Origin of the sequence: Streptomyces flaveolus (assembly GCF_000716535.1) — a bacterium.
GTDB lineage: Bacteria > Actinomycetota > Actinomycetes > Streptomycetales > Streptomycetaceae > Streptomyces > Streptomyces flaveolus_A.
In genome coordinates this window covers 22,782-36,666 of the sequence record NZ_JNWV01000008.1, presented here as the reverse complement: position 1 = coordinate 36,666, position 13,885 = coordinate 22,782, and the positions used below count along the sequence as shown (strand labels likewise).

Sequence of the window (13,885 nt, the reverse complement as noted above, 5' to 3'; positions counted from 1 at the left end):
TTGGGTTCAGCTGGGCAGGGGTGATCAGCCCGACGACGTGAGCGGTGACGTCAGGTGGTGGGCTTGCTGGGGAAGAGCGTTCAGCTCGTGGGAACGCCGAGGGCGGGGAGGACCACGGCGTCGATGTACGAAAGGAGGAAGTCCTGCGTCGGCGGCTGTTCGTCGATCATGGTGCGGGCGGCGAACCCACCGATCATCATGTGCATCACGAACCCGATCGCGGGGTTGTCCGCTCGGACCTCGCCCCGGTCGATCGCCCGTCGCAGCACGCGGTGGAACTCCGCCATCTCCGGCTCGATGAGGTGCTCCCGGAACGCCTTGAGCAGGTCCGGGTTGCCGTGCACCGCCATGGCCAGGGCCCGCATCAGCGCGGAGCTCTGTTCCATCTCGCAGTCGTCCGCACGCAGGGTGAGCGCGTGCAGGTCGCCCTTGAGCGATCCGGTGTCGACGTCCCCGGCCCGGCCCGGCTTGTTGTGCCGCACGGCCTTGGCGACCAGTTCGGCCTTGCCGCCCCACTGGCGGTAGAGCGTGGCCTTGCTGGACCGGGTGCGGGCGGCCACGGCGTCCATGGTGAGGGCGTCGTAGCCGACCTCCCGGAGCAGGTCGAGCACGGCCTCGTACAGCTCGGCCTCGCGCTCGGGCGTGATCCGGCTACGACGTGTCGCCGCGACAGCCTCGGTCATGCCCTTCACCTTCCCGCTCCGGAGCCTTCGTCTTCGTACATCCATGAAGATACCCCCTGCGTCAACGAAACGAAACCGTTTCGTACGTGCGTTGGGTCACGAAGGTGAAGGGGCTGTAAGGAACGGGGTGGGCGGGAGCCCACAAGTTGCTCGCGCCGTGTGACCGGAAAAGCATGGGGACGTGAGCTATCTGCGCCTTCCCCACCTCAGCGGCGACCTGCTGTGCTTCGTCGCGGAGGACGATCTCTGGCTGGCCCCCCTGGACGCGCCGGGCCGCGCCTGGCGGCTCACCGCTGACCGCACCAAGACCGGCCACCCGCGCTTCTCGCCCGACGGCCGCCGGATCGCCTACACGACCTGGCGCAGCCTCGTCCCCGAGATCCACCTCGTCGACGTCGACGGCGGCCCCGGACGCCAGTTGACGTACTGGGGCAGCGCCGACACCCAGGTGTGCGGCTGGACCCCGGAGAGCGACATCCTCGCCGTGGCCTCCCACGGCCAGCCCTTCTCGCACTACACCTGGGCCTACAAGGTCCCCGCCGACGGCGACCCCGGCGGGCGGCTGCCCTGGGGCCCGGTCGCCGACATCCAGGTCGCCGACATCGCCGGCGAACGCAAGACCCTGCTGCTCACCGGCACCCCGCCGCACGAACCGGCCTCCTGGAAGCGGTACCGCGGCGGCGCCACGGGCCGCCTGTGGCTGCACGGGCAGCGCCTGCTGCCCGACCTCGACGGCCATCTGGCCTGCCCCGTGTTCGTCGCCGGCCGGATCGCCTTCCTCTCCGACCACGAGGGCGTCGGCAACCTCTACTCCTGCGCCTACGACGGCACCGACCTGCGCCGGCACACCGACCACGACGCCTTCTACGCCCGGCACGCCGCCGGCGACGGCGACCGGGTGGTCTACCAGTGCGCGGGCGACCTGTGGCTGGTGGACGACTTCTCCCCGGGCGGCATGCCGCGCAAGCTCGACATCCGGCTCGCCGGACCGCGCACCGGCCGCCGCCGCTACCAGGTGCCGGCCGCGCAGAACATCGACGGCATCTCCGTGGACGAGACCGGCCGGGCCAGCGCGGTCGTCGTCCGCGGCAGCCTGTACTGGCTCACCCACCGCGACGGCCCGGCCCGCACGATCACCGACACGCCCGGTGTCCGGGTACGGCTGCCGGAGATGCTGGGCTCCACCGGGCAGGTCGCCTACGTCACCGACGCCGAGGGCGCGGACGCCGTCGAGATCGCCCAGCTGCCCCGCGCCACGGGCGACCGCGCGCCCCGGCGGCTGGCCTCCGGCGCGCTGGGCCGGGTCCTGGAGATGGCCTGCGACCCCGAAGGCGAACGCCTCGCCGTGGCCTCGCACGACGGGCGGCTGCTGCTGATCGACGTGCCGGAGGAGGAGACGGGGCCGGAAGAGGGGGCGGCGGAGTCCGAGAAAGGGGCGGCGGAGCCGGGCACCGCCGAGGCGGGGACCGGGATCACCGAGCTGATCCGGTCCGTCAACGGCCCGGTCCGCGACCTCGCCTTCTCCCCCGACGGCTCCTGGATCACCTGGTCGCACCCCGGCATCGGCCGCTCCCTGCGCAAGATCAAGCTGGCCCGCATCAAGGACCGGCTGATCGTGGACGTGACGAACGGCCGCTTCGAGGACGAGAACCCGGTCTTCACCCGGGACGGCCGCTACCTCGCCTTCCTCTCCTGGCGCGGCTTCGACCCGGTCTACGACGTGCACACCGGCGACCTGTCCTTCCCGCTCGGCTGCCGCCCGTACCTCGTCCCGCTCTCCTCGGCGACCCCCTCCCCGTTCGCCCTGAACCCCGAGGGCCGCCCGGCCGCCGGCGGGCTCGACCCGCTGGAGGACGAGGAGACCGGCGAGGCCGGCACGGTGACGGTCGAGATCGAGGGGCTGGCCAACCGGGTCACGCCGTTCCCGGTGATCGCCTCCAAGTACTCCGGGCTGTACCCGGTCGCGGGCGGCGGCCTGGTCTGGCTGCGCTGGCCGATCTCCGGCGCGCTCGGCGAGACCTTCGTCAACCCGGCGGACATCAGCGGCCGCCCGACCCTGGAGTACTTCAACATCGCCAAGGCGAAGAAGTCCGAACTGGTCGACCACCTGGACTGGTTCACGGTGAGCGGCGACGGCACCCGGCTGGTCGTCGTGGACGAGGGCGACCTGCGGGCGGTGCCCTCCACCGAGATCGGTGACGCCGACTCGACCGTCTGGATCGACGTACGCCGCATCCTGCACCAGGCCGACCCGCCCGCCGAGTGGCGCCAGGCCTACGCCGAGGCGGGCCGCCTGATCCGCGCCTACTTCTGGGAACCGGGCATGTGCGGCATCGACTGGGACGCGGTGCTCGACCAGTACCGTCCGCTGGTCGAACGGGTCGCGTCCCCCGACGAGTTCGCCGACCTGCTCCGCGAGGTCCTCGGCGAGCTGGGCACCTCGCACGCCTACGTCACCGCCGCCCGCCGCAACGAGGGCCCGCCGCACTACCAGCGCTGGCAGGGCCTCCTCGGCGCCAACTTCGTCCGCCGGGACGGCCGCTGGGTGGTCAAGCGCATCCTCGCCGGTGACTCCTCCGACTCCAAGGCCCGCTCACCGCTGGCCGGCACGGGCATCCGCGAGGGAGCCGTCCTGACTCATGTCGAGGGCCGCCCGGTCGACCCGGTGACGGGCCCGTACCCGCTGCTGGCCGGCGCGGGCGGTACGACGGTGGAGCTGACCTTCACACCGTCCGAGGACGAGACCGGGCACGCCCGCCGGGTCGCCGTCGTCCCGCTCGTCGACGAGCGGCCGCTGCGCTACCAGGACTGGGTGGCCAAACGCCGCGACGTCGTCCGCGAGTTGAGCGGCGGCAAGTGCGGCTACCTGCACATCCCCGACATGGGCGGCTCCGGCTGGGCCCAGTTCAACCGCGATCTGCGCATGGAGGTCTCCCGGCCGGCGCTGATCGTGGACGTGCGCGGCAACGCGGGCGGCCACATCAGCGAACTCGTCATCGAGAAGCTGACCCGGACGATCCTGGGCTGGGACCTGACCCGGGACGCGCAACCGGTGTCGTACACCTCGAACGCCCCGCGCGGACCCGTGGTCGCCCTGGCCGACGAGGCGACGTCCTCCGACGGCGACATGATCACCGCCGCCTTCAAGCTGCTGAAGCTCGGCCCGGTCGTCGGCCAGCGCACCTGGGGCGGAGTGGTCGGCATGACCGGCCGGCACCGCCTGGGCGACGGCACCGTCATCACCGTCCCGATGAACGCGGCCTGGTTCGACGCCTACGGCTGGTCCGTCGAGAACCACGGCGTCGCCCCCGACCTGGAGATCCTGCGCACCCCCCTGGACTGGGCGGAGGGCCGTCACGCCCAGCTCGCCGACGCGGTGGAACTCGCCCTGGAACTCCTGGAGTCCAACCCGGCGGCGATCCCCCCGACCTACAGCGACGTCCCGAACCGATCCCGCCCCAAGCTGCCCCCCAGGGCGACTTCCTGAGTCACCCTCAAGCGGCGCAGGGTGCCCCTCCCGCAAGAAGGGCACCCCACGTCAACCGGCCGAGGCCGGGCGCAGCGGTCAGGCGTCGTAGTCCCGGTCGAGCCGGTCCTCCATCTGCCGCTCCGTGTCCTCGATGTCACGGTGGTTCTGGCCGCCCCGCTCCGACGGCGGCTGGCCCTGCCGGCCCTGCTGCTGGCCCTGCCGGCCCTGCTGCGGACCGCGCTGGCCGACCTTCTCGCGGCCCTGGTCCATCTTCTCCTTGGCCTGGCGCGACTTGTCCTGGAACTGGTCCTTCATACCCATGTGGGTTCACTCCCGTGATGAGTGGGGGTCCGGCCCCTCGGTGGGGCCTCGACCAGATTCACACGGGCGAACACAGCCTGCATGTCGATCAGTTACGCTGCGTAGCGCGAGCCGCCTCGTCGGCCGCCCCACCTGCGCCGACGAGCCCGGAACGCATCCCCTGAAGGCGGGGCGCGAACCGCCTCATCTCGCGCTGCCCGACCGTCCCGATGAGCGCCGGCAGACCGCCGCGCACGCCCTGCATGCCCCGCAGCCACCACTGCCCGTACACGTGCGCCGAGCGCCGCTCGATCCCGGCGACGAGCCGGTCCACGGCGGGACCCAGCGGGTAGGTCTTGTTCGAGGGCCACGGCAGCCGCTGCCGCAGCTCCCGCATGACGTCGTCCTGGTCGGCGCCGCGCACCATGTCGGTGTCGGTCCAGGACAGATACCCGACCCCGACGCGGACGCCCTGGTAGCCGACCTCGGCGCGCAGACTGTGCGCGTACGCCTCCACGCCCGACTTGGACGCGCAGTACGCCGTCATCATCGGCGCGGGAGTGATCGCGGCGAGCGAGGCGATCTGGAGCAGATAGCCGCGGCTCTCCACGAGCACCGGCAGGAACGCCCGCGCGGTCACCGCCGAACCGATGAGGTTCACCTCGATCACCCGCCGCCAGGCCTGCGGGTCGGAGTCGGCGAACGGACCGCCCGTCGCCACACCGGCGTTGGCGACCACGATGTCGACCTTCCCGAACCGCGCCTTCACCTCCTCGGCGACCCGGCTCATCGTCTCGTGGTCGGTGACGTCGGCGTACCAGTGGGCGCTGTCGCTGTGCAGCCGCCCGGAGACCTCCTTCAGCGCCTCCTCCTCCAGCCCGACCAGCGCCACCTTCGCGCCGCGCGCGGACAGTTTGCGCGCCAGCAGCTCGCCGACGCCGCGCGCCGCTCCCGTGACGACGGCGACCTGCCCTTCGAGGCTGACCCTGCTCATGCGCCCTCCTTGATCTGCGCGGGGGTGGAACCATGCTCGGGGACGGCCCCCGTGACATAGGTGCCGACGAGGTCCCGGATGCGGGCGGTCACCAGCTCCGGCGCCTCGATCGGGGTCATGTGCCCGACGCCGGGCAGCTCGGTGAGGCCGACGCAGTGCGGCAGCGCGGCGACCAGCGCCCGGGCGTGCACCGCAGGCGTGAGCCGGTCCGACGCGCCGTGCAGCACGGCGGTGGGCGGGCTCAACCGCCGTACGCCGTGGTCGAGATCGAGCGCGGCGAGGACGGCCGACCACGCGTGCCGCGCGGCGCGCGGGCAGGCGTGCACGATCCGCGCGCACGCCTCCACCATGTGCGGGGCCGAACCGGCGCCCATCGTGGCGTACTTGAGGATGCTCCGCGCGACCGGTGTGACCGGCCCGAGGGGCGCTCGGGAGCCGAGCACTCGCCCGGTGATCCAGGTGCGCACGCGCCCGGCGCGCAACGGCACCACGCGCGACTGAGCGACCAGCCGTGAACTCCCCGTGCTGCACAGCAGGACGGCGGCGGCGTGTTCCCGGAAGCGGGGGCGTTCGGCCGCGGCCATGACCGTCATGCCGCCCATGGAGTGGCCGACGACGAGCGCCTTCTCCCCGCGGGCCAGCGTCCGTGCGAGCACCGCTTCGAGATCGTCCGCCAGCGCCCCGGTGGTGCAGGCGGGGTTCGCGGGACTGCGCCCGTGCCCCCTCTGGTCGTAGGCGATCACCCGGTGGTCGGCGGCCAGGTCCCGAATCTGGGCCGCCCAGAACGCCGTCGAGCAGGTCCAGCCGTGGGAGAGGACGACCGGTGGCGCGTCCTCGGGGCCGTGCACCTCGACGTGCAGCCGCGCGCCGTCGGCGGAGACGGCGGTGAGGGTGCGGGCGGGGGCGGGCGGGGCGTAGGGGCCGGAGGTGACGTGGGCGCCGCGGCTCATGCGGCGGCCCCGCTCTTCCGGCCGGCCGGCCCGGCACCAGGGCCGGCCGCCGGTACGGGCTTGCGCAGGACCTCGTACTCCGCGAGGTCCACCCGCCGGGTGGCGCGCCGGAACTCGGTCGTCGTACCGGGCCAGATGGTGGTGTTGCGGCCGCTGGCGTCCAGGTACCAGCTCGTGCAGCCGCCGGTGTTCCACACGGTCCGCTTCATGCGCTCCTGCACCCTGTCGTTCCAGGCGTCGACGGCGGCGGGCCGGGCGTCGAGGGCGGTGCGGCCGCCCAGGACGTCGAGCTGGCGCAGGTAGTCGGCCATGTAGTTCAACTGGGACTCGATCATGAGGATCATGGAGGAGTTCCCGAGGCCGGTGTTGGGTCCGATGATCGTCATCCAGTTCGGGAACCCGGCCGCCGAGGCTCCGCGCAGCGCCCGCATGCCGTTCTTCCAGGACTCCGCGAGCGTGATGCCCTCCGCGCCGACCACGCGCTCGGCGATGGGCATGTCCGTGACGTGGAAGCCGGTACCGAAGATGATCGCGTCGGCCTCGGCCTCGGTGCCGTCCGCCGCGACGAGCGTGGACCCGCGGATCTCGCTCAGCCCGCTGGCGACGACGTCCACGTTCGGCCTGGCCAGCGCCGGGTAGTAGGCGCTGGACAACAGGATCCGCTTGCAGCCGATGCGGTAGTCCGGGGTGAGCTTGGCGCGCAGGGCCGGGTCCTTGATCGCGCGGGCCATGTTCCGCTTGGCGAGCTGTTCGACCAGGCCGAGTTCGTCCGGGCGCTTGGTGAACGCCTGCACCTGGAGCTCCCGGATGCCCCACAGCAGTCCGCGCCGGGCCTGGGCGGTGACGGGCAGCCGGCGGTGGAGCCAGCGCTCGGCGCCGCTGATGGCGCGGTCGACGCGGGGCATCACCCAGGGCGGGGTGCGCTGGAAGAGGGTGAGCCGGCCGACCCGCGGCTGGACGGCGGGGACGATCTGGATGGCGGAGGCGCCGGTGCCGACCACGGCGACCCGCTTGCCGCGCAGGTCGTAGTCGTGGTCCCAGCGGGCGGAGTGGAACACCTTGCCCGGGAAGGACTCCAGGCCGGGGATCCCGGGGATCTTCGGGTCGGACAGCGGCCCGGTGGCGGAGACGACGACGTCGGCGGTCAGCGCGCCGCGGGTGGTCTCGATGGTCCACCGCAGGTTCTCGTTGTCCCAGTTCATCAGCTTGACCTCGGAGTCGAAGCGGATGTGCGGGCGCAGTCCGAAGAGGTCGGTGACGTGCTCCAGGTAGGCGCGGATGTGCCGCTGCCCGGAGAAGGTGCGCGGCCAGTCCGGATTGGGCGCGAAGGAGAAGGAGTAGAGGTGTGAGGGCACGTCACATGCGCACCCGGGATAACTGTTGTCCCGCCAGGTGCCGCCGACGCTGTCGGCCCGCTCCAGGACGACGAAGTCGGTGATTCCCTCGCGGCGCAGCCGCACGGCGGCCCCCAGCCCGCCGAACCCGGACCCGATCACCGCCACCCGTACATGCTCGTGCTCGGCCATCCCGAAGCCTCCACGCATCGCCTAGGAACTCTGCCAGTGAACACTGGCGCAATGGGACTGTAGAGCAGCCTCCTACTGAGCGGTAGGGGGCGGGGGAAGGAAAGTTACCCGCGGTACGCCATAGGCTGCGGTCGTGGCACAGGACGCGGAACACCCCACGGTCAGGCGCGAGTACCGCATGGAGGAGCTGGCCCGACTCGCGGGCATCACCGTGCGCACCCTGCGCTTCTACCGCGAACGCAAGCTGATAGGGCCGCCCCGCCGCGAGGGCCGCATCGCCTGGTACGACGACCACCACCTGGCCCGGCTGCGCACCATCGCGGCCCTCCTGGAGCGCGGCCATACCCTGAACGGCATCGCGGAACTCGCGGACGCCCTCGACCAGGGCCGCGACGTCGCCGACCTCCTGGGCGTCGGCACCCCCACCGAGGAGGAGCCCGTCCGCCTCACCCCCGAGGAACTCGCCGCCCGCTTCGAGGGCGAGGTCACACCGGAGAACCTGGCCGCCGCCCTGGAACTGGGCTATCTCGGCACCGACGGCGACGAGATCGTGCACATCAGCCGGCGCCTGCTGGACGTCTCCTCCGCGCTGGTCCGCGAGGGCATCCCGCTCGCCGAGGTGCTGGCGGCCGGCGCCCGCGTCCGCGAACACGCCGACGCCCTGGCCGAACTCTTCACCGACCTGATCCTGCGTCACGCCCCCGAGGAGGACCTGCGGCGACTGCGCCCACTGGCCCGCAGCGTCGTGGAGGCGGAACTCTCACTGGCACTGGACCGCCGGATGAACAAAGGCTGAGGCCTGATCATTCACTCCATCGGAGTAGCTTCCCGGCAAGTCCGTACGCGCGTCGACTCGACCTCCGACAGTGAGATCGAAAAAGCCCCGGCGGCTGTGCCACCAGCCCCGGGGTACGGCCGACTCTGTCCAGGAGTGTCGACATGCCCCACCATAGCCAGCCCTCGGCCCCGCCCACCGGCGCCGAGCCACTCCTCACCGGGCGTCCCCGGGCGCTGGCCGCCCTGCGCCTGAGTTGCGTGACCAGCGTGACGACGTCGCCGGGCCGCCAGCGTTCCGTCGTCCAGCGCTGCGCGGACCACCTCGGCTTCCACCTGGTCGCCGAAGCCTCGGACCTCGGCGTCTCGGCTCGCACGACTTCTCCGTTCGAGAGGCCGGGACTCTCCCCCTGGTTGCAGCGGCCCCATGCATACGAGGCCGTCGTCTGGTCGCACGGGGACCGTGCCGTGCGCTCCGTGGAGCACATGACCGAGTTGATCGCCTGGGCTCGGCGGCACGGCCGGACCCTCGCCTTCGGAATGCCCGAGGACGGCGTCCCGCTCGTGGTAACGCCCCTGGCGGGCGGCTCCGTCATCCGGCGCTGCATGGAGCTGGCCCGCGATGCCCAGCGGGAGGCCGAGGCCATCTCCGCGCGCCTCACCAGCGCCCACGCCACCCTGCGTGAGGAGGGTCGCTACGGCGGCGGGCTGGTGCCGTTCGGCTACCGGAAGGCACCTCACCCCCCGGGCAGCGGGTGGTGCCTGGCCCCCGATCCCGAGACCGCCTCCCTCGTACGGTCGCTGGTGAGCGAGGTGCGATCCGGGCGCTCGCTGATCGCCCTCGCGCGCGAACTCAACGACCAGGGCGTGCCGGTGCCACGGGACCGCCATGCACAACTCCAGGGTCGCCGAACGGGCGGCCGCCGCCACGGACGTGACTTCGACCACTTCCGGTGGACGTCCGGCACGCTGTCCAAGGTGCTGCGCAGCCCGTCGCTCAAGGGTCACCGCACCCATCGCGGCCAAACGGTCCGCGACGGAGCCGGTGCCCCCGTCCTCATCGGGCAGCCCCTGCTGTCCGATGCCGAGTTCGACGCGCTCCAGGCGGCCCTCCAGGTCCGGTCGAACGGCACCCGCCGCCCCAGGCGCCCGACGTCTGCGCTGCTCATCGGTGTCGTGCACTGCCAAGGATGCGGCGGGCGCATGTACTTCGCTGCGCGCAAGGGTTACCCCCACGGCGACTACGTGTGCCGAGCGACCGCTCGCGGTGAGGTGTGCCCGGCACCGGCCGGTGTGCGCTCCGACTGGCTGGAGCAGTACACGCTGGACTGCTACCGCCGAGTGACAGGGAAGGAGGCCTCCGCGACCCGAGAGGACCTCCTCCGCGACGGAGTCCGCGTCACCGTCGCCAAGGGCCGCCGGGGCGGCGGACCCGAACGGAACAGGGGACCGGAGGCGTCACGCCTGACCTTCACGATCGAGGGACGGACCCCGCAGAGCGGCTGAGCCGACCGCTGCGGACCGCACGGGCGCCCCGCCTGCCGAAGGCGCCTCGTGCGGTCTTCCTCACATCTCGAAGACCACCGTCACCGGCGCGTGGTCCGACCAGCGCTCCTCGTGGCTGGCCGCTCGCTCCACCACCGCCTTGACCGCACGCCGGGCGAGCCCAGGTGTCGCCACGGCGAGATCGATGCGCCAACCCGAATCGTTGTCGAAAGCGCGCCCCCGGTACGACCACCAGGTGTACGGACCCTCCGCGTCCGGGTGCAGGGCGCGGACGACGTCGACGTAGCCGCCCTCCTCGGCGGCGAACACCCGGCCGAGCCAGTCCCGTTCCTCGGGCAGGAAGCCGGAGTTCTTGGTGTTGCCGCGCCAGTTCTTGAGGTCGGCCTGCCGGTGGGCGATGTTCCAGTCGCCGCAGACGAGGACCTCGCGTCCGTCGGCGGCGGCCCGCTCGCGCAGTTCTTTCAGATGGGCCAGGAACTCGCCCATGAAGCGCACCTTCTCGTCCTGGCGCTCGGTGCCGACCTCCCCGGAGGGCAGGTAGAGGGAGGCGACGGTGACGCCGGGCAGTTCGGCCTCCACGTAGCGCCCGCTGCCGTCGAACTCCGCGGAGCCGAAGCCGACCCGGACCCGGTCGGGCTCGCGCCGGGTGTAGAGGGAGACGCCCGCGCGGCCCTTGGCGGCGGCCGGAGCGTGCACGACGTGCCAGCCGTCGGGGCGGCGGACCTCCTCGGGCAGCTGGTGGGGCTCGGCCCGCACCTCCTGGAGGCAGACGACGTCCGCGTCCGTCCCGGCGAGCCATTCCACGAAGCCCTTCTTCGCGGCGGCCCGCAGCCCGTTCACGTTCACCGAGGTCACAGTCAGCACCAGGGCACGATACCGGCACACTGGTCCGGGTCCGCAAAATCCGGGGACCCCCGCCGACTGCATAGAAGTACGATGCCCAGCATGATTATTCGCCGCGTTCGTTTCGACCACCCCGACGCCGTCAAGCTCAACGACGAGGTCCAGGACGAGTACCACCAGCGCTACGGCGACGGGGGCGACGCCACGGTCCTGGACGCCGCCGACTTCGACCCGCCCCGGGGCGTGTACCTGATCGCGTACGACGAGCGCGACCGGCCCGTGGCCACCGGCGGCTGGCGCAGCCAGGACCGCAACGAGGAGGGCAACGAGGACGGCGACGCGGAGCTGAAGCGGATGTACGTCGTCGCGGAGATGCGCGGCCGGGGCCTGGCCCGTCGCATGCTCGCGGCCCTGGAGGACGACGCCCGCGCGGCCGGCCGGGTCCGCATGGTCCTGGAGACCGGCACCAAGCAGCCGGAGGCCATCGCCCTGTACACCTCCAGCGGTTACGAGCCGTGCGCGAAGTTCGGCTACTACCGGCACCACGAGGAGAGCCTCTGCTACGCCAAGCGGCTCTGACCGCGGGGCCGTGAAGCCGCTGTCCAGGCGGCTCATCGACGGCGTCGATGGGGCCATCGGTTTCGTTGCCCAGCGCACCGTGGACCGGATCCCGCACCGGCCCGTAGCTTCATGCGGCGCCGGCCGCACACGGTGGCCGGCGCGGACGGGGCTCCCGGGAGGGTGACATGGGCACATCGGAGATGTCCGCGCGGCAGGAGACGCGCGGCGCGGTCGAACTGACGGCGGCGATGCTGCTGTCCGGCACCATCGGCGTCTTCGTCGTCGAGTCCGGCGCCTCGCCGTTCACCGTGGTCTTCTACCGGTGCGTGTTCGGCGCCCTGTTCCTCGGCCTGTACTGCCTCGCGCGCGGCTTCCTCAGGAACCACGGGTTCACTCCCCGCAAGCTCGCCCTGGCCGCGCTGGGCGGCGTGTTCATCGTGTTCAACTGGGCGTTCCTCTTCGAGGCGTACGGCAGGACGTCCATCTCGGTGGCCACCGTCGTCTACCACACCCAGCCGTTCTTCGTGGTCCTGCTCGGCGCCCTGTTCTTCAAGGAGCGCCTCACGCGGCGGAAGGCGGGCTGGCTGCTCGTCGCCTTCCTCGGGCTCGTCCTCGTCGCCGGCGTCTCCGTCTCCGACCTCTCCGGGGACGGCGCCTACCTCGTGGGCCTCGGATACGCGCTGCTGGCCGCCCTCTTCTACGGCCTGTCCACGATCATCACCAAGCGGGTGACCGGAGTGCGCCCCCATCTGATCGCCCTGGTGCAGGTCCTGCTCGGCATTCCGCTGCTGCTGCCCTTCACCCGGCTCGGTCAGAGCGCGCACCTCGGCACCGACTGGGCCTGGCTCGCCGGTCTCGGCTTCCTCCACACCGGTGTCATGTACGCCCTGATGTACTCCTCGTACCGGAAGCTGCCCACCTCGAAGATCGCCGTCCTGGCCTTCGTCTACCCGGCCGCCGCGCTGATCTGCGACTGGGCCGTCTACGGCCACCACGTCAGCCTGCTCCAGGCCCTGGGCATCCCGCTGATCGTCGCCGCGTCCCTCGGCACGAACCTGGGCGGGCGCCGCGGGAAGCCGGCCGCGTCCATCGCCGCCGCCCCGGTCCGGCGCGACGAGCCGTCCGCGTGCGGGCGGCCGGTCCGCGGAGCCGGTGAGGCCGTCTGACCGGGTGTCCGGTTCAGCCCGGGGTGCCCGGCGGGACGTCCTCCCGCATCAGCCGCGTCGCCTGCTCGACGAACAGCTTCAGCTCCCGGGACAGGCGCCGGCCGGCCCGCCACGCCAGCTGCGTGTACACGGAGAACGGGGCGTCCCACGGCAACGCCGTCATCTCGCCCTTCTCCAGCTCCGCGGCGACGGTGACCGTGGGGAGCAGCGAGACGCCCAGGCCGGAGGCGACGCCCTTCTTGATCGCTTCGATGGTGCCGAACTCCAGGAAGGGTGCGGTGTACCGGGCGTCCCGCAGCTCCGCCTCGAACAGGTCGCGGTAGGCGCATCCGGCCTCGGTCGCCAGGACGGACAGCGATCGCAGATCGGTCGCGGACAGCTTCTGGCGCCGCGCCAGCGGGTGGCCGGGGGCCGCGACGAGGGTGAGGGGCTCCTCGGCCAGCACCACCGTCTCCAGACCGGGGTGCCGTGTCTCCTCCTCCAGGAGGAAGCCGATGTCGAAGGTGCCCTGGCGGAGCGCCTGCCGGGTGTCGGCGCACAGGCTCGGCCGCAGGGAGAGCCGCACCTTCGGGTAGCGGTGGTGGAAGTACTCCAGCAGCGGCGGCATCCGGTAGGAGGTGACGCTCTCCATCGTGCCGATCACCAGCGTCCCCGACGGGCCGTCGTCACCGGCCACATCGGCGCGTGCCGCGTCGACGAGCGCCAGGATCTGCTCGGCGTACCCCAGCAGCTTCTCCCCGGCGGGCGTGAGCCGGATGCGTCCGCCGAGCCGGTCGAAGAGTTCCGCTCCCAGCGAGGTCTCCAGCGCGCGGATCTGTGTCGTCACACTCGACTGGGCGTAGCTGAGTTCCTCCGCGGCGCGCGTGAAGCTCAGCAGCGTCGCGACCTTCTGGAACGTCACCAGGTGGCGTATCTCCACGGTTGTCCCCCTCCAGTGCCCCGGCTGCCCCGGAGATGTCCGGGAGGCGTCCCCGGCCGTCCCGGAAACGACGAAGATCCCGACCGGTCATGATGACCGACGGGATCTCGTCGTGCAGTGGACCTGAGGGGATTTGAACCCCTGGCCCCCTCGATGCGAACGAGGTGCGCTACCGGACTGCGCCACAGGCCCTT

The 13,885-nt window shown here is 72.0% G+C and carries 12 protein-coding genes and 1 tRNA gene; 5 read left to right on the top strand and 8 right to left on the bottom strand.

The features are described from left to right. Positions 1–80 precede the first annotated feature (80 nt). Positions 81–683, bottom strand: a complete 603-nt coding sequence (locus tag OO52_RS10110) for a TetR/AcrR family transcriptional regulator (protein WP_030650441.1) — start codon at positions 681–683, stop codon at positions 81–83. A 181-nt stretch (positions 684–864) separates the two neighbouring features. On the opposite strand from OO52_RS10110, the gene OO52_RS10105 reads away from it, so the two are divergent. Beyond that, positions 865–4,170, top strand: a complete 3,306-nt coding sequence (locus tag OO52_RS10105) for a S41 family peptidase (RefSeq protein WP_030650438.1) — start codon at positions 865–867, stop codon at positions 4,168–4,170. Between the two features lie 78 nt (positions 4,171–4,248). Here OO52_RS10105 and OO52_RS10100 read toward each other — a convergent pair whose 3' ends face one another. The 4 genes from OO52_RS10100 to OO52_RS10085 form a co-directional block, all read right to left on the bottom strand. Next, positions 4,249–4,473, bottom strand: coding sequence for a hypothetical protein (locus tag OO52_RS10100; protein ID WP_030650435.1), 225 nt, complete (start codon positions 4,471–4,473; stop codon positions 4,249–4,251). 88 nt (positions 4,474–4,561) lie between these two features. Continuing rightward, positions 4,562–5,446 carry an SDR family oxidoreductase gene (locus tag OO52_RS10095; protein WP_030650431.1) on the bottom strand — a complete coding sequence of 295 codons (885 nt, stop codon included), beginning with the start codon at positions 5,444–5,446 and terminating at the stop codon, positions 4,562–4,564. Continuing rightward, entirely contained in the window at positions 5,443–6,396 is a 954-nt protein-coding gene (locus tag OO52_RS10090) for an alpha/beta fold hydrolase (protein ID WP_030650428.1), read from the bottom strand. Before OO52_RS10090 ends, OO52_RS10095 begins: the two co-directional genes overlap by 4 nt. Beyond that, positions 6,393–7,922 carry a flavin-containing monooxygenase gene (locus tag OO52_RS10085; protein WP_030650425.1) on the bottom strand — a complete coding sequence of 510 codons (1,530 nt, stop codon included), beginning with the start codon at positions 7,920–7,922 and terminating at the stop codon, positions 6,393–6,395. Before OO52_RS10085 ends, OO52_RS10090 begins: the two co-directional genes overlap by 4 nt. 178 nt (positions 7,923–8,100) lie before the next feature. Here OO52_RS10085 and OO52_RS10080 point away from each other — a divergent pair, with 178 nt between their 5' ends. Both OO52_RS10080 and OO52_RS10075 read left to right on the top strand, forming a co-directional pair. Then, positions 8,101–8,718: a MerR family transcriptional regulator gene (locus OO52_RS10080; protein WP_030650422.1), complete on the top strand. Its 618-nt coding sequence runs from the start codon at positions 8,101–8,103 to the stop codon at positions 8,716–8,718. Between the two features lie 143 nt (positions 8,719–8,861). After that, the gene (locus OO52_RS10075) at positions 8,862–10,202 is read left to right on the top strand and encodes a recombinase family protein (protein ID WP_030650419.1); all 1,341 of its coding nucleotides are present in this window, start codon (positions 8,862–8,864) and stop codon (positions 10,200–10,202) included. 60 nt (positions 10,203–10,262) lie between these two features. On the opposite strand, the gene OO52_RS10070 is transcribed toward OO52_RS10075, so the two are convergent. Continuing rightward, complete coding sequence (locus tag OO52_RS10070; RefSeq protein ID WP_037629972.1) at positions 10,263–11,057, bottom strand: exodeoxyribonuclease III; 795 nt, start codon at positions 11,055–11,057, stop codon at positions 10,263–10,265. Positions 11,058–11,147: 90 nt separating this feature from the next. Between OO52_RS10070 and OO52_RS10065 the strand changes: the two genes are divergently transcribed. Together OO52_RS10065 and OO52_RS10060 are read left to right on the top strand one after the other, a co-directional pair. Beyond that, positions 11,148–11,624 carry a GNAT family N-acetyltransferase gene (locus OO52_RS10065; protein WP_030650413.1) on the top strand — a complete coding sequence of 159 codons (477 nt, stop codon included), beginning with the start codon at positions 11,148–11,150 and terminating at the stop codon, positions 11,622–11,624. A gap of 167 nt (positions 11,625–11,791) precedes the next feature. Further along, positions 11,792–12,772, top strand: a complete 981-nt coding sequence (locus OO52_RS10060) for a DMT family transporter (protein ID WP_234339429.1) — start codon at positions 11,792–11,794, stop codon at positions 12,770–12,772. Positions 12,773–12,785: 13 nt separating this feature from the next. On the opposite strand, the gene OO52_RS10055 is transcribed toward OO52_RS10060, so the two are convergent. Together OO52_RS10055 and OO52_RS10050 are read right to left on the bottom strand one after the other, a co-directional pair. Further along, complete coding sequence (locus tag OO52_RS10055; protein WP_030650405.1) at positions 12,786–13,691, bottom strand: LysR family transcriptional regulator; 906 nt, start codon at positions 13,689–13,691, stop codon at positions 12,786–12,788. Positions 13,692–13,809: 118 nt separating this feature from the next. After that, a tRNA-Ala gene (locus OO52_RS10050) sits at positions 13,810–13,883 on the bottom strand. Between the last annotated feature and the right edge of the window lie 2 nt (positions 13,884–13,885).